The sequence below is a fragment of the Curtobacterium sp. RIT-PI-V genome (assembly GCF_025642935.1).
Classification (GTDB): domain Bacteria; phylum Actinomycetota; class Actinomycetes; order Actinomycetales; family Microbacteriaceae; genus Curtobacterium.
Genome location: NZ_JANZKM010000011.1, coordinates 84,926 through 99,618, shown reverse-complemented (window position 1 = coordinate 99,618; position 14,693 = coordinate 84,926). Strand labels below are relative to the sequence as shown.

The window sequence follows — 14,693 nt, the reverse complement described above, 5'->3', positions numbered from 1 at the left end:
CCGAGCGGTCACAAACCGTCGGTTCGGCCCGTTCCAGTCGACACGTCGTGACCGCTCGGCGGCGCAGCAGCGGGGAGTCCTAGCCGGCTCCTGCGTGCGGCTTGCGGGTGTCTTGGGTCGTCTCTCCCGCACAGGAGGCCCGGCTCACCTCGTTCTCCCCAGTTTCCGTGCGCGCGAGGTCGGCTCGAGTGCCCCGCAACGACCATGACGGCATGCCAGCTGCCCGCCGCCTTCCTGCTCCGTTCGACCGTTCCACCTTCCGCGTGGCCGACGCGGTGGAGCACGGCATCGATCGGGAACGACTTCGACGTGCCGACCTGGCAGCCCCGGTCCACGGTGTGCGTGCCCCGATCGACTCGGCGGACTTCATCGACGCCGTCGCGCTGGTCATGCGTCCCGACCAGTTCTTCAGTCACACGACTGCCGCCGAGATCTGGGGCGCGCCACTGCCGCAGTCGGTGCGCTCGGTCGGCCCGGTGCACGTCTCGACCACGCGAGACGGGTACCGGATGCGGCGGCCCGGCGTGGCCGCACACCGTCTCGACCGACCAAGGACCGTCGAACACCGCGGGTTCCTGGTCAGCGTCCCCGCACAGATGTGGTTCGAGTGCGCCGGCGTGCTCCAGCGTGACGCCCTGGTCGCGATCGGGGACCACCTCGTCGGACCCGCCGGGCTGGCGACGGCGGACGACCTCCGTGCGTCGATCCGACCCGGAACACGCTTCGCGGTCGCTGCTCGGCGTGCGCTGGACCTCGTCCGGCCAGGCGCGGAGTCCCCTCGGGAGACGTGGCTCCGCCTGGCAGTCGTCGATGCGGGGTTCCCCGAGCCGGAGCTGAACGTCGACGTGCACGACGGTGCGGGGAAGTTCCTCGGCCGCGTCGACATGGCGTGGTCGGAGTTCGGCATCGCGTTGGAGTACGACGGCGACCACCACCGTGAGCGCGACACCTTCCGACACGATCAGCGGAGGGACAACGGGTTCGTGGTGAACGACTGGCTCGTGATCCACGCGACGGCATCGGATGCACACCGACCCGCGGTGTTGTTCGAGCGGCTTCGCCAGGCGTTCGAGGTCCGAGCGGTCAGAAGTCGTCGGCGGTCAGCGTGATCGCCGCGATCGCCGCGCACAGAGACAGGTCGTCGCGCGGTCACGACACGTCTCCAGCCGATCGTCGGGTGGTCACGAACTGTCGTCCGCCGAGCGCACAGACGACAGATCGTGACCGCTCGGCGGCGTCGAACGGGGTGTTGTGACCGGGCGGGACGGCCGGGCGACCCCGTCAGGCGGCGTAGTCGCGGGGCAGCAGCGGCAGCCAGACGCGGAAGGTCGCGCCGCCGCCCTCGGTGTCGAAGACCTCGACCGAGCCGTGGTGTGCCGCGACGATGCCCGACACGATGGCGAGCCCGAGGCCCGAGCCACCGGTGTCCCGCGCACGCGAGGTGTCGGCTCGCCAGAACCGCTGGAAGATCTTGTCGCGCAGCTGCGCCGGGATCCCCTCACCGTGGTCGATGACGTCGATGTGGGCCATGCCGCGGTCGTCGTCCACTCCGACGCCGATCTCGATCGGGTCGTCGTGCTCGGTGAACCGCATGGCGTTGCCCATCAGGTTCGTCACGATCTGGCGGATCTTGTTCTCCTCCGCCAGCACGATCGGGGGACGCTTGGGCATGACGACCGTGGGCAGTGGCGTCGTCTCGTCGGTGGGAGCGGCACCGGCCTCGATGTCCATCGCCCGGGTCCGCCGAGCACGCAGCCGCGCGATCGTCTGCCGCGAGAACGCGATGGGGCCGGTGGTGTTCGCGGACGTGGGCGATGCCGGGGGGACCTCGCCCGTGTCGGACAAGGAGCCCGACGAGTCCGACGACCCCGACGAGAGCGACGACGACGACGCGCGCGGCCGCACGGCCTGGGGCACGCTCTCGCCCGTCAAGGCGTCCTCGACGAGCACCTGGATCTCGCGGTCCGGGTTGGACGCCATGGTGTCGAGCGCCGAGTCACGGGCGATCGCCACGAGGTCGACCGGACCGAGCTCGAGCGGCTTCGACTCGTCGATGCGGGCGAGCTGGAGCAGGTCCTGCACGAGCAGGCCCATCCGCTTCGCCTCTTTCTCGATGCGCTCCATCGCCTGGGCGACGTCTTCTTCCTTGCGGAGGGCGCCCATCCGGTAGAGCTCGGCGTACCCGCGCAGGGACACCAGCGGGGTGCGGAGTTCGTGCGAGGCGTCGCCGACGAACCGGCGCATCTGGTCGATGGTGCGCTGGCGGTCCTCGAACGCGGTGTCGATGCGCTCGAGCATGACGTTGAGGGAGCGGTTCAGGCGCCCGACCTCGGTGTTCGGGGTGTCAGCCTCGAGGCGCTGGTTGAAGTCCCCGGCGGCGAAGCGTGCGGCGGTGTCCTCGACGTCGCGCAGCGGGTCGAACGTGGCGGTGACGAGCAGCCGTGTGAGCATGGCGCCGAGCAGGATCACGGAGATGCCGAAGCCCAGGAAGATGACGGTGAACCGGGCGATGGTCTGGTCGGTGTCGGCGCTCGACACCGCGACGAGCACGAAGCCGGTCTCGGTGGAGCCGTCGGACTGGTTCTGCAGCGATGCCGGGATGATCTGGGCGCGCCACTCGTGGTTGTGCTGGCTGTCGTAGAGCGAGAAGCGCGCACCGTTCTGCGCTGCCGTCGAGAAGTCGAGTTCGCGGACGTCCGGTCGGCTGGACGCCGGCGTCTCGCAGATCTGGTCGCCGTCGGCGTCGTACGCGGCGACGTAGGCGCTCTGCGACAGCACGACCGACAGCTTGCAGTACTGCTCGCCGTCGCTGATGTTCTGGCCCTCGAGCTGCTCCGTGGTGCCCTTGACGTTGTTGTCGAGCTGCGCCATCAGGTACGTCGACAGGACGGTCATGGTGCCGAGCCCGGCGACGAGCAGGCCGAGCGCGACCAGGAGCACCGTGATCCCGGTGATCTTGGTGCGCAGGGAGATCCCGTCCCACCAGCGGTTCATTCGCGTGTGCATGCTGCCTCAACGATAGACAGCGGCCGCCCGGTGAAACCGGACGGCCGCCGTGAAGAACGGGCGGTGCTACGAGGCCTTGGAGGCCTTCAGCATGTACCCGAAGCCGCGCTTGGTCTGGATGATCGGCTCGGCCGAGTACTGGTCGAGCTTGCGGCGCAGGTACGAGATGTAGCTCTCGACGATGCCCGCGTCGCCGTTGAAGTCGTACTCCCACACGTGGTCGAGGATCTGTGCCTTCGACAGCACGCGGTTGGGGTTGAGCATCAGGTAGCGGAGCAGCTTGAACTCGGTGGGGGAGAGTTCGATCTGCGCGTCACCGATCGTGACCTCGTGCGTGTCCTGGTCCATGGTGAGCTCGCCGGCGCGGATGATCGCGTCTTCCTCGTCGTTCATGGTGCGACGCAGGATGGCCTTGATGCGGGCGACGATCTCGTCGAGGGAGAACGGCTTGGTGACGTAGTCGTCGCCGCCGACGGTGAGGCCGGTGATCTTGTCCTCGGTGTCGTCCTTCGCGGTGAGGAACAGGATCGGCGAGGTGTAGCCCGACGACCGCAGGCGCTTGGTGACGCCGAAGCCGTTCATGTCGGGGAGCATCACGTCGAGGATGATCAGGTCGGGTTCTTCCTCGAGCACGGCCGAGATCGCCTGTGCGCCGTTGCCGACGGCACGGACGGCGAACCCGGCGAAGCGCAACGAGGTCGTCAGGAGGTCGCGGATGTTCGGCTCGTCGTCGACGATCAGGATCTTGGGGCCATCGCTCATGGTCCTATCTTCTGACCGTTCCCTAATGGTTTCCTGAGAGCGGTGCGTACGTCAGCCCACGGGCGCCTGGACCTGGTCGGCATCCAGGATCGTGTAGGAGTACCCCTGCTCCGCGAGGAACCGCTGCCGGTTCTGCGCGAAGTCCTGGTCGACGGTGTCCCGCGCGACGAGCGTGTAGAACGACGCCGGCAGGCCGTCCTTGTTCGGACGGAGCAGTCGACCGAGGCGCTGCGCCTCTTCCTGCCGTGACCCGAACGACCCGGAGACCTGGATCGCGACGGTGGCGTCGGGCAGGTCGATCGAGAAGTTTGCGACCTTCGACACGACGAGCACGTCCACCTCGCCGGCACGGAACGCGTCGTACAGCCGTTCGCGCTCGTCGACCGGCGTCGCACCGGTGATCTCTGCCGCGTCGAGCGATGCCGCCAGTTCGTCGAGCTGGTCGATGTACTGCCCGATCACCAGGATCTGCTCGCCGCGGTGCTTCTCGATGAGCTCGCGGACGACCGGGGTCTTCGCGGGCGACGTGGCGGCGAGCCGGTAGCGCTCGTCGTCGCTCGAGGCCGCGTACTCCAGGCGCTCCTGGTGCGGCAGGTCGATGCGGACCTCGTAGCACTCGGCCGGGGAGATGTAGCCCTGCGCCTCGATCTCCTTCCACGGGGCGTCGTAGCGCTTCGGGCCGATGAGCGAGAACACGTCCCCTTCGCGGCCGTCCTCGCGCACGAGCGTCGCGGTCAGGCCCAGGCGTCGGCGGGCCTGCAGGTCGGCGGTCAGCTTGAACACCGGGGCGGGCAGCAGGTGCACCTCGTCGTAGACGATGAGGCCCCAGTCGAGGGCGTCGAGCAGCGACAGGTGCGTGTACTCGCCCTTCCGCCGGGCGGTCAGGATCTGGTAGGTCGCGATCGTGACCGGCCGGATCTCCTTGACGCTGCCCGAGTACTCGCCGATGTCCTCGGGCTGCAGGGTCGTGCGCTTGAGGAGCTCGCTGCGCCACTGCCGTGCGGACACGGTGTTCGTCACGAGGATGAGCGTGGTCGCCTTGACGGTCGCCATCGCGCCGGCACCGACCAGGGTCTTGCCAGCACCACAGGGCAGCACGACGACACCGGACCCCTGCGCGAAGAAGGTGTCGACGGCCTGCTCCTGGTACGGGCGCATGTGCCACTCGGCCGTGTCGAGGTCGATGGGGTGCGGCTGCCCGGGGGTGTAGCCCGCCAGGTCCTCGGCCGGCCAGCCGAGCTTCACGAGTTCCTGCTTGATCTGCCCGCGCGCCCACGGCTGCAGCTCGACCTCGGAGGGGTTCCGCATGTCGCCGAGCAGGGGCTTGATCCGCTTCGACCGGATGACCTCGGCCAGCACGGACGGGTCCTCGGCGGTCAGGAGCAGGACGGGCAGGCGCTCCAGTTCCTCGGTGGGGGAGTTCGCGATGACCGGGGCGTCCTCGCGTTCCTCGCGCCGGATGACGAGTCGGCCGTAGCGGGACACCGTGTCGCGGATGTCCACGGTGACGCTCTGCGGGACCGGGAACTTGGCGAAGCGCTCGAGGGTGGCGATCATCGCCTCGGCGTCGTGTCCGGCGGCCCGTGCGTTCCACAGGCCGAGGCGGGTGATGCGGTAGGTGTGCACGTGCTCGGGGGCGCGTTCGAGTTCGGCGAAGGCCGCGAGCTCGTGGCGTGCGTCCTCGGCGTCGGGGTGAGCAACCTCGAGGAGCACGGTGCGGTCGCTCTGCACGATCAGCGGTCCGTTCATGACCTGCCAGCCTAGCCGTCGTCACCTGCGTTCGGGTGACCGTGCACCTCAGGCGTCGCTCTCGACCGCCACGACGAGCGACAGCGGCAACGTGCGCTCGACGTCGACGCTGGTGTCGCGCCCACGGACGCGTCCGGCGGCGACCGAGGTCGGGATGATCGAGAACGGCCGTTCGGAGCCGTCCGGCATCCGCACCGTCAGCCGGATCGGCGTGCGACCGCGCACGGCCAGGTCGATCTGCCGCCCCAGCCACTCCTGCTCGGGTTCCGCGTCGCCACGCTGGGTGGTCAGGCGGAGCCGTTCCACGAGTGCGTGCGCCGCCTGTTCCGGCGAGCGTCCGGTGGGGCTGCGCCGACCGGGAGGCCCGTGGTGCGTCTCGGGGCGGGCGCCGGTCGCGAGCACGGCCGGGTAGCGCTGGTCCTCGAGCGCGGTGTGCACGACGTGCGCCGGGTAGCGGGTGGTGAGCGTCGTCAGGTCGCTGCGCTCCCACGCCATCTGCCGGAGTTCGGCGTCGACACCGATCAGGTCGAGCTGGTCCGCGGTGCCGCGCACCACGGTGCCGACCCCGCCCTCGCCGCGGTCGACGACGATGCTGCCGTCGCGTCCGGCGACCTGGTCGACCAGGTAGGCGAGGGGCTGCGGGACGCCGGTCGACGACAGCCGGGTGAGCAGCGCCAGGACGTCGTCACGGGAGTGCCCGGCACGGAACGCCGTGCGCAGGGTGTCCTCGGAGATGCGGTAGCGGGCGGCCAGACCGGGTGCCTCGAGCACGGCGACCGTGCGCAGGGCGGCGTCGTCGACCGGCGCGAGGGGGCCGGGGGCGATCACCGTCAGGTCGTGCTGCAGGTACACCTGGCCGACGGTGCCGGGCAGGTCGTCCGCCGCGGGCCCGGCGTCGCCGTCCAGCAGTGCTCGGCCGGTGCTCGTGACGATGCCGTCGACCGCGAGTCCGAGCGACGCGGCGGTGCCGGCGGCGTCGAGCAGCACGGCGTCGAGCCAGCGGGAGCCCGCCGGGTACGCCCAACGGCCGAGTGCCACGAGGTCGCGCAGGTCGTCGTCGGCGAGGGCGAGGACCTCGTGCACCGCGGGACCGAGCGTGTCCGCCCAGGCCGACACGAGCGTCGCCCAGCGGTCCGGCCAGGCGGCGACGAGCCAGTCCTGTCCGGCGTCGGTGACCGTCCACCGGCCGGAGCCCGGGTCGGCGAACCCGACTCGGTCGAGCAGTGCGAGGCGGCCGGGCACGACGTCGGCGTCGGTGCCGATGCGCTCGGCCAGGGTCTTGGCGAGCGGCGTGCCGATGCCGCCCTTGACGAGCTCGCGGACGGTGCCGGCGTCCACCGCACGCAGCAGCTCGGCGAGCACGGTCATGCTCGAGAACGCCTGCTCCGCGCCCGTGGTGCGCGCGCGGTCCTGGCCGGCCACGTCGTCGGCGTGGGTGGCGCGATCGGGGCGATCCGGGCCTCCCGTCGATCGCAGTGCCACGAGGTCGGGGTGGGCGGCCACGCGTGCGGCGACCGCGTCGTCGACGGCGCCGTCCTCGTCGGCCAGGCCGAGCGTGATCGCCGGACCGAGGCGGTCGGCGTCCCCGCCGTCGCGGAGCGCCAGGATCGTGGCGCGGGGCAGGTGCTCGACGGCGGCGTCGACGGCGTCGTCGGTGCGGAGCGCCTCGGCTAGGTCGAAGAAGTCGGTGATCCGTTGCGGACCGGTCTCGCCGAGGGCGGCCGGGGGCAGGCTCCGCGCAGCGACGAGTCGTTCGAGGGAGTCGTCCGGCAACGCCCGGAGTCGGGCGGCCAGGTCGGCGGTGGTCGTCATCGTCCGGTGCCAGCGTCCGGGGCGGACGTCAGCGAGCCGTCCGGTTGGCTCGTGCGCGGCGCGTCCAGGTGATGGCGAGGAGCGTGAAGACCAGGACCATGCCGATCGGGAAGCCGACGAGCGGGATCGCCATGATCACCGGCCACGGCATGGAGCCCTGCGCGCTCGGGACCGTCAGCCACATGACGATCATCGCCGCCATGCAGAGGAACGCAGCGATGAAGATGCCACCGACCATGAACGCCAGAGCGCGTTCGGTACGATTGAACGTCACCGGGGGTTCTGCGGAATCCTGCGGGTTCCCGGTTGATCGGGTCGGATTGGCCATCGACCCAGGATATCCGACGCACCACGGCCGTACCACGACCTCGAGGAGTCCACGCATGCCCACCGGCAAGGTCAAGTTCTACGACGACGACAAGGGCTTCGGCTTCATCACCGGAGACGACGGCGACCAGGTGTTCCTGCACGCGTCCTCGCTGCCCGAGGGCGTCGTGACCGTGAAGGCGGGATCCCGGCTCGAGTACGGCGTCGTGCAGGGCAAGAAGGGGTCGCAGGCACTGTCCGTGCGGCTCCTCGACCCGCAGCCGTCGTTGTCCCGGATGACCCGTCGCTCCGCGGACGACATGGCCGTGATCGTCGAGGACCTGGTGAAGGAACTCGACCGGATCAGCGGAGACCTCCGCCACGGCCGCTACCCGAAGAACGGCGATCGACTCGCCGCCATCCTGCGGCACGTCGCAGACCAGTTGGAGGCGTGACGCCATGACAGACAGCGACGCAGTACCCGTTGACTACACCGACCTGGCGCGGACCGCGCTGCTCGAGGTGACGCCCGAGTCGAGCATCGGCGCGCCCGTCGGCACCGTGGACGAAGGCGACGGCGTCGTCTCCGTCCTGTTCGCGAACCGCATGCCGGGCTACCCCGGCTGGCGCTGGACCGTCAGCGTCGCGAAGGTCGGCGACGAGGACCCCACCGTGCTCGAGGTCGAGCTGATGCCCGGCGACGGCTCGCTCGTGGCACCGGAGTGGGTGCCGTGGTCCGAGCGACTGGCCGAGTACCGGGCGGCGCAGGTCCACGAGTCGGACGAGGAGTCCGACGACGACGAGCACGACGACGACTTCGATGACGAGTCGGATGATGACGACGACGACGAGGACGCCGACTACGACGACTCGGACGACGACGAAGCCGACGACGAGTCGGATGACGACTCGGATGACGACGAGGACGACGACGCCGAGTTCGAAGCGGACGAGGACGACCTCGACGAACCGGACGACGACGACATCGACGGTGTGGACGTCGACGCGCTCGCCGAAGCCTCGGAGCCGGACGCCTCCGAGCCGGACGCCTCCGAGCCGGACGACGACGACGTCGACGACGCCCCGCAGCCCCCTCGCCGTCGTCGCGCGCAGCGCGTGCAGCCCGTCGACCCGGACGCCGACCTCGACGGCGCCCAGCTCGATGCAGGTGAGGTCGACCCGGACTTCCACCGCTCCTGACACGCACCCGAAGAACGACGAAGCACCACGGGATCCCGTGGTGCTTCGTCGTTTCCGTGGTGTTCGTCGCTGGCGCTGGCGCGCGCGACGGACGGGTCAGCGCAGGGCGTCGACCGTGAAGTCGATCGCCTGCACGAGCTTCGCGACGTCGTCCGGGTCGATCGCGGTGAACGTCGCGACGCGCAGCTGGTTGCGCCCGAGCTTCCGGTACGGCTCGGTGTCGACGATGCCGTTCGCGCGCAGGGTCGCGGCGACGGCTTTGGCGTCGATCGAGTCGTCGAGGTCGATCGTGGCGACGACCTGCGAGCGGGCTGCGGGGTCGGTCACGAACGGCGTCGCGTAGTCGACCGACTCGGCCCAGTCGTACAGCGTCGACGACGAGGTCTTCGTGCGGGTGTCCGCCCAGGCCAGGCCGCCGGACTCGTTGATCCAGCGGACCTGGTCGTCGAGCAGCAACAGCGTCGAGATCGCCGGGGTGTTCAGCGTCTGGTTCAGGCGCGAGTTGTCGACGGCGTTCTTGAGCGACAGGAACTCGGGGATGTACCGACCGCTCGATGCGATGCGCTCGACGCGCTCGATCGCGGCGGGGGAGAACAGCGCGAGCCACAGGCCGCCGTCCGAGGCGAAGTTCTTCTGCGGCGCGAAGTAGTAGACGTCGGTGGCGTCCACGTCGAACGCGGCACCACCGGCGGCGCTCGTGGCGTCGACGACCGTGAGCGCTCCGGCGTCACCGGTGGCGCGGACGACCGGGGCCATGACACCGGTCGAGGTCTCGTTGTGGGGGTAGGCGTAGACGTCGACGCCGTCGACGGGCTCGAGCGCGGCGAGCGATCCGCCGGGGGCCTCGACGACGTGCGGTGCCTCGAGCCAGGGGGCGCTGGCGGCCTTGGCGAACTTCGATCCGAACTCGCCGAAGGACAGGTTCTCGGCACGGCGTTCGATGAGCCCGAACGCGGCGGCGTCCCAGAACGCGGTCGAACCGCCGTTGCCGAGGACGACCTCGTAGCCCTCGGGGACCTGGAACAGGTCGGCGAGCCCGGAGCGGACGCTGCCGACCAGGTCCTTCACGGGCTTCTGGCGGTGGGACGTGCCGAGGATCGTGGCCCCGCGCGTCACGAGGGACTCGAGCTGCGCGCCGCGGATCTTGGACGGTCCGCAGCCGAAGCGGCCGTCGGTGGGGAGGAGTTCGGCGGGGATGACGATGTCTGCCATGCGCCGATCCTACCGAGCGCGATCCCAGTGCTGGTGCGCCTGTACCGGCCGGACGGGGAGGCCCGGACCGCTGTGCCCACGGCCCTCTTCTTGCCCCGTGCAAGTGTCGGTCGGAGTTCGTCGGTCCGAACAAGTAGGGTGGTGGCCGCTGGGCCCAGACATGAGAGGCGGACCGTGACCGATCTCGTCGACACCACGGAGATGTACCTTCGCACCATCCTCGACTTGGAGGAGGAGGCGATCGTTCCGCTGCGCGCTCGCATCTCGGAGCGCCTCGGCCACTCGGGCCCGACGGTCTCGCAGACCATCGCCCGCATGGAGCGCGACGGCCTGGTCGTCGTCTCCGGCGACCGCCACCTCGAGCTCACCGACGAAGGGCGCTCCCGAGCCACCCACGTCATGCGCAAGCACCGTCTGGCGGAGCGCCTGCTGGCCGACGTCATCGGACTCGACTGGGCGTTCGTCCACGACGAGGCCTGCCGGTGGGAACACGTCATGAGCGAGCAGGTCGAGGTCCGCCTGCTCGAGATGCTCGGCAACCCGACCGAGTCGCCCTACGGCAACCCGATCCCCGGCCTGGCCGAGATCGGCGGCCCCGCAGCCGCCGGGTTCCTCGACGGCGTGCAGAACATCGTCGCCGCGACCGAGGGCACCGACGCCGTCGCGACCGGTGTCATCCGTCGTCTGGGCGAGCCCGTGCAGTTCGAGCCCGAGCTCCTGCACCAGCTCCGCACGGCCGGCGTCATGCCCGGTCGTCTGGCGAGCGTGCAGCGCGCCGGGGCCTACGTCGCCGTCCGCGTCGAGGGCGAGGACTCGGGCATCGAGCTCCCCGTCGAGGTCGCGCAGCACGTGTACATCGAGCGAGACTGATTTCCTGCCCCTGACCAGGGCTTCTTAACCGTTTCGTTACAAACGGCCCGTTTCATCTCGACAAGGTAACGACGGCCCCGTACACTCGTCGAGTCCCCGGCTGCGCCTGAGCCGGAGACCCGTGGCAGGACGTCTCGAACCCGTCTCCTGCCTCGATCGGAAACGATGACGAACGGATGGGGTTGCACGCCGCCGGACACCCACGGCAGCGTGATGACGAGACGCCGGAGACCACACCCTTGACGCAGACCGGTTCCGCCGCGGACGACCAGACGCCCGCGAACCCGACGAACACCGAGAACGCCACCGACGCACCGCTCACCCGGCGGTCCGTCCGCCAGGCCGACACCCGCCCGACCCGCAAGGTCGTCCCGGTCCGCTCCGCCCCGCTCCCCGGTGGCCGTCGAGCCGCACAGGCCGCAGCCACGGCGACCGCAGCCAAGGCGACCTCGTCGTCGCGCAAGCGCAAGTTCCTCGCGCCCATCGTCCTGACCGTCGCGGCCGGCATGTTCGGCACCGTGGCCGTTGCCCCGGCCTTCGCCGCGCAGCCCTCCACCAGCACCGACGCCGCGAACGCGCAGCGTCAGGTCCGCGCGACCGAGAGCCAGGAGTTCTCGGTGTCCGACGCCGTCGCGCTGGCCGGCACGAGCCGCGACGGCTACGGCGCCACCTCGACGGCGACGCTCGACGCACGAGCGGCGGCCAAGCAGGCTGCGGCCGACCAGGCCGAGGCGACCGCGGAACAGGCCGAGCAGGCAGCATCGGCCACGCAGGCGGCGCGCGCCCAGACCGCCGAGCAGTACGCCTCGTACACCGGTCCGTCCGCCGCCGACTACGTGGCCAGCTCCAGCGCCGCGGACACCCCGTTCTCGCTGCCGGCCGTGGTCGCCACCGCCAAGCAGTACATCGGCACCCCGTACGTCTTCGGCGGCGCCGACCCGTCCGGCTTCGACTGCTCGGGCTACGTCATGTTCGTCTACGCGCAGTACGGCATCAACCTCGCGCACTCGGTGCCGCTGCAGGATCAGGCCGGCACCACGATCCCCGAGTCCGAGGCGCAGCCCGGCGACGTCGTCATCTTCAACAACGAGGCGCACGACGGCTTCTACATGGGCAACGGCATGATCATGGACGCCCCGAAGCCCGGTGGGTCCGTGTCGATCCGTCCCATCTGGACCAGCGACTACCACATCGTCCGCTTCGGCATCTGAGGCATCCGACCCGACCGCGGGGCATCGAACCCGTGAACATCGCCGAAACCGGCCCGCACACCCTCGTGCCGGGCCGGTTTCTGACGTAGCCTGGCGCTGCACCGGTCCGCAAGGCCCCGAGCAGGGAGACCCCATGTCGTTGTTCCGCACGACCCGCACCATGGGTCGGCGCGCGCGCATCGACATACGGTCGACCACCGCCTGCGTGCACGAGCACGCCCCTGCATGACCAGAGCACTGCCCTTCCGGGTGGTGCTCTTCGTGGTTCAGGGGACGTGTGCGCGAGCGACGGTCACCTGCGAAGGGCCCCGGTCCGACGCACCCGCAGCGCCTGGAAGCCGTCCAGGCACGTCGGAAGGGAACCAATGCGCACTCTCGTCCTCAACGCCGGTTACGAGCCCCTCGCGGTGATCTCGTTCCGACGAGCCCTCGTGCTGGTCATGAACCAGAAGGCCTCCGTCGTCGCAGCCGACCTCGAACACCCGGTCACCGGGTCGACCTCGAGCTTCGATCGGCCGTCCGTCATCATCCTCACCCGGTACGTGCGCATCCCGCACTCGAGACTCGTGCCGGTGTCGCGCCGCGGAGTCCTGCGCCGTGACGCCAACCGGTGCCTGTTGTCTGAACTCTCTGAACGGGTGCGAGGGACGTTTCTCTTCATGTGTGCGGCACCCTCTTCACTGGTGGTTGCGGCATGAACCGGACGCTCGTCTTGAACGCGAGCTACGAGCCGCTGGCGGTGATTTCGTCGCGTCGTGCGCTGCTGCTCGTCCTCAACGGCAAGGCTGCGATGCTCGTCGAGGGCACGAGCCGCATCCGGAGCGCTTCAATGGACGTCGCTGAACCCGACGTGGTACTCCTCCGCCAGTACATCCACGTTCCGCGACGAACTATCCCCCTGACTCGACGGGCCGTGCTGGAGATGTACGACTACACCTGCGCGTACTGCTTCCGGCCCGGGAACACGCTCGACCACGTCGTGCCGAGAGCGCGAGGTGGCACCAACACCTGGGACAACGTGGTGGTCGCGTGTCTTCGGTGCAACAACAAGAAGGCGGACCGCCTACTGAGCGAGCTCGGATGGCGGCTCCCGTTTGACCTGCGCGAACCCGCGCCCAACACAGCCACGCTCATCAGCAAGCGCTGGCGCGAGCCCGGGTGGGACGAGTACACGGCGCCGTGGAAGCACTTCCCCGCTGAACTAGCCGGGTAATAGAATACCCAGCATGCCGTCGAGGAGGTTGAGGTGACTCTAGAGCCCGGACGGGACGTGTCCTCGATTGAGCCACCCCGGCTCGGCAGCGCTAGACGAGACCCGAGTGCGCTGACAGGGACGGTTTTCCTAGACGCGGCCCAGCAGCCGGTGGTCGCCGTCGACCTGTTCTTGAGGAACATCTTTGCGGCAGGATCGTCCGCCAACTCGACATACGCCTACGCCGTCGACTTACTCCGCTGGTGGCGCTTCCTCGCCACTCCTCAAGTGAACGTGTCATGGAACCGTGCGACACGACAGGAGTTCGACGATTTCATCCTCTGGATGAAGGTGGCGACTCCGAGACATGGTGGCGACTGGCGTCACGGAACCGCACCACGCGTCGCCGTGAAAGCGGGCTTCGCACCCAGAACCATCAACCACAACATCGCGACCCTGGCGTCCTTCTACCGCTTCCACGAAGAGCATGGCGACGGACCAATCAGTCCCGTCCCGGCCCAAGGGCGTATCCACGCCCACCACAACCCGATGCAGCAGTTCATCCACACTCACCGAGGGCCGGGAAGACAAAAGGTGCCCGAGGAAGCACCAAAGTCCTTGAGTGACTCGCAAGTAGCGGACCTCCTGAACACGATCAAGCAGGATCGGGACCGGGCACTCGTGGAGTTCTTCCTCAGCTCCGGGGCACGAGCCAGCGAACTCCTCGGCCTTACCGGCGAGTGCGTCGACGAAGGACGACAGCGCATCTTCGTCACCCGGAAAGGCGGTGCGACACAGTGGCTCCCAGCCTCTCCAGAGTCCTTCCTCTACCTCGTGAACTATCTCAAAGGCCGCGAGCTTCGAGAGGGTGAGCCCGTCTGGCTGACGCTTCGTGCTCCGTACACGCCACTGCGCTACCCCGCTCTGCGAGCAGTCCTGCTTCGCTTGGAGACACAACTCGGCGTGCGGCATCGCCTCCACCAGTTTCGTCACACCGCCGCCTACGACATGATGTCCGACCCGGACATGAACCCCCGCGACGTCCAAGAAATCTTGGGCCATGCCTGGCTGACCAGCACGCAGATCTACACAAGAGCTACCGAGGAAGAAGTTCTCCTCCGGGCAGCGGCACACTACCGACGTGAGCGTCCGAAGATCGCCCCTGTCGCTGCAGCGGCAGGCTACAACCGCACCTCGCTCGAGAACATATTTGGTGGGTCTCTTGAGCGCTGAACTCGTCGACACGGGGGCTCGGAGACGATCGAGAGCGTCGAAACCGACCCGGAACGTCGCCGCCCCGCCGGAAGACACCCCGTCACCCCCGTCGAAAAGTCCACCTTCGCCTTCGTGGCCAACCACCCGACTGCCGATAG

13 protein-coding genes and 1 pseudogene are annotated in these 14,693 nt (G+C 69.3%); 8 read left to right on the top strand and 6 right to left on the bottom strand.

Going from position 1 to position 14,693, the window contains the following annotated elements; all coding sequences use genetic code 11:
* Positions 1-212 precede the first annotated feature (212 nt).
* Positions 213-1,109: a hypothetical protein gene (locus OGL88_RS09085; RefSeq protein ID WP_263091208.1), complete on the top strand. Its 897-nt coding sequence runs from the start codon at positions 213-215 to the stop codon at positions 1,107-1,109.
* 172 nt (positions 1,110-1,281) lie between these two features.
* On the opposite strand, the gene OGL88_RS09080 is transcribed toward OGL88_RS09085, so the two are convergent.
* The 5 genes from OGL88_RS09080 to OGL88_RS09060 all read right to left on the bottom strand — a co-directional run bounded on the left by OGL88_RS09080 (position 1,282) and on the right by OGL88_RS09060 (position 7,603).
* Complete coding sequence (locus OGL88_RS09080; protein ID WP_263054721.1) at positions 1,282-3,006, bottom strand: sensor histidine kinase; 1,725 nt, start codon at positions 3,004-3,006, stop codon at positions 1,282-1,284.
* Positions 3,007-3,072: 66 nt separating this feature from the next.
* The gene (locus OGL88_RS09075) at positions 3,073-3,768 is read right to left on the bottom strand and encodes a response regulator transcription factor (RefSeq protein WP_017888045.1); all 696 of its coding nucleotides are present in this window, start codon (positions 3,766-3,768) and stop codon (positions 3,073-3,075) included.
* 51 nt (positions 3,769-3,819) lie between these two features.
* The gene (locus tag OGL88_RS09070) at positions 3,820-5,517 is read right to left on the bottom strand and encodes a DNA repair helicase XPB (RefSeq protein WP_263054722.1); all 1,698 of its coding nucleotides are present in this window, start codon (positions 5,515-5,517) and stop codon (positions 3,820-3,822) included.
* Between the two features lie 48 nt (positions 5,518-5,565).
* Positions 5,566-7,329, bottom strand: coding sequence for a helicase-associated domain-containing protein (locus OGL88_RS09065; protein ID WP_263054723.1), 1,764 nt, complete (start codon positions 7,327-7,329; stop codon positions 5,566-5,568).
* 28 nt (positions 7,330-7,357) lie between these two features.
* A complete protein-coding gene (locus tag OGL88_RS09060; RefSeq protein ID WP_123340886.1) occupies positions 7,358-7,603 on the bottom strand; it encodes a hypothetical protein in 246 nt (81 codons plus the stop codon).
* A gap of 109 nt (positions 7,604-7,712) precedes the next feature.
* On the opposite strand from OGL88_RS09060, the gene OGL88_RS09055 reads away from it, so the two are divergent.
* Positions 7,713-8,090: a cold-shock protein gene (locus tag OGL88_RS09055; protein WP_131846066.1), complete on the top strand. Its 378-nt coding sequence runs from the start codon at positions 7,713-7,715 to the stop codon at positions 8,088-8,090.
* A 4-nt stretch (positions 8,091-8,094) separates the two neighbouring features.
* The gene (locus tag OGL88_RS09050) at positions 8,095-8,835 is read left to right on the top strand and encodes a DUF3027 domain-containing protein (protein ID WP_263054724.1); all 741 of its coding nucleotides are present in this window, start codon (positions 8,095-8,097) and stop codon (positions 8,833-8,835) included.
* A gap of 96 nt (positions 8,836-8,931) precedes the next feature.
* Here OGL88_RS09050 and serC read toward each other — a convergent pair whose 3' ends face one another.
* On the bottom strand, positions 8,932-10,047 hold the full coding sequence (gene serC, locus OGL88_RS09045) for a phosphoserine transaminase (protein ID WP_263054725.1): 1,116 nt from the start codon (positions 10,045-10,047) through the stop codon (positions 8,932-8,934).
* Positions 10,048-10,221: 174 nt separating this feature from the next.
* Between serC and OGL88_RS09040 the strand changes: the two genes are divergently transcribed.
* The 5 genes and pseudogenes from OGL88_RS09040 to OGL88_RS09020 all read left to right on the top strand — a co-directional run bounded on the left by OGL88_RS09040 (position 10,222) and on the right by OGL88_RS09020 (position 14,553).
* Positions 10,222-10,917: a metal-dependent transcriptional regulator gene (locus OGL88_RS09040; RefSeq protein WP_111085212.1), complete on the top strand. Its 696-nt coding sequence runs from the start codon at positions 10,222-10,224 to the stop codon at positions 10,915-10,917.
* Positions 10,918-11,093: 176 nt separating this feature from the next.
* Complete coding sequence (locus tag OGL88_RS17805; RefSeq protein WP_276583079.1) at positions 11,094-12,128, top strand: C40 family peptidase; 1,035 nt, start codon at positions 11,094-11,096, stop codon at positions 12,126-12,128.
* Positions 12,129-12,493: 365 nt separating this feature from the next.
* Positions 12,494-12,742, top strand: a pseudogene (locus OGL88_RS09030) (HNH endonuclease); the annotation flags it as partial.
* An 80-nt stretch (positions 12,743-12,822) separates the two neighbouring features.
* Positions 12,823-13,341, top strand: a complete 519-nt coding sequence (locus OGL88_RS09025) for an HNH endonuclease (RefSeq protein ID WP_263054727.1) — start codon at positions 12,823-12,825, stop codon at positions 13,339-13,341.
* Positions 13,342-13,374: 33 nt separating this feature from the next.
* Positions 13,375-14,553 (top strand): tyrosine-type recombinase/integrase, encoded by a 1,179-nt coding sequence (locus OGL88_RS09020; RefSeq protein WP_263054728.1) that lies wholly within the window; start codon positions 13,375-13,377, stop codon positions 14,551-14,553.
* Positions 14,554-14,693 lie beyond the last annotated feature (140 nt).

Coding starts and splice junctions, on each gene's coding strand:
- OGL88_RS09085 (WP_263091208.1), top strand. CDS start 213: ATGCCAGCTGCCCGCCGCCTTCCTGCTCCGTTCGACCGTTCCACCTTC.
- OGL88_RS09080 (WP_263054721.1), bottom strand. CDS start 3,006: ATGCACACGCGAATGAACCGCTGGTGGGACGGGATCTCCCTGCGCACC.
- OGL88_RS09075 (WP_017888045.1), bottom strand. CDS start 3,768: ATGAGCGATGGCCCCAAGATCCTGATCGTCGACGACGAGCCGAACATC.
- OGL88_RS09070 (WP_263054722.1), bottom strand. CDS start 5,517: ATGAACGGACCGCTGATCGTGCAGAGCGACCGCACCGTGCTCCTCGAG.
- OGL88_RS09065 (WP_263054723.1), bottom strand. CDS start 7,329: ATGACGACCACCGCCGACCTGGCCGCCCGACTCCGGGCGTTGCCGGAC.
- OGL88_RS09055 (WP_131846066.1), top strand. CDS start 7,713: ATGCCCACCGGCAAGGTCAAGTTCTACGACGACGACAAGGGCTTCGGC.
- OGL88_RS09050 (WP_263054724.1), top strand. CDS start 8,095: ATGACAGACAGCGACGCAGTACCCGTTGACTACACCGACCTGGCGCGG.
- serC (WP_263054725.1), bottom strand. CDS start 10,047: ATGGCAGACATCGTCATCCCCGCCGAACTCCTCCCCACCGACGGCCGC.
- OGL88_RS17805 (WP_276583079.1), top strand. CDS start 11,094: ATGGGGTTGCACGCCGCCGGACACCCACGGCAGCGTGATGACGAGACG.
- OGL88_RS09025 (WP_263054727.1), top strand. CDS start 12,823: ATGAACCGGACGCTCGTCTTGAACGCGAGCTACGAGCCGCTGGCGGTG.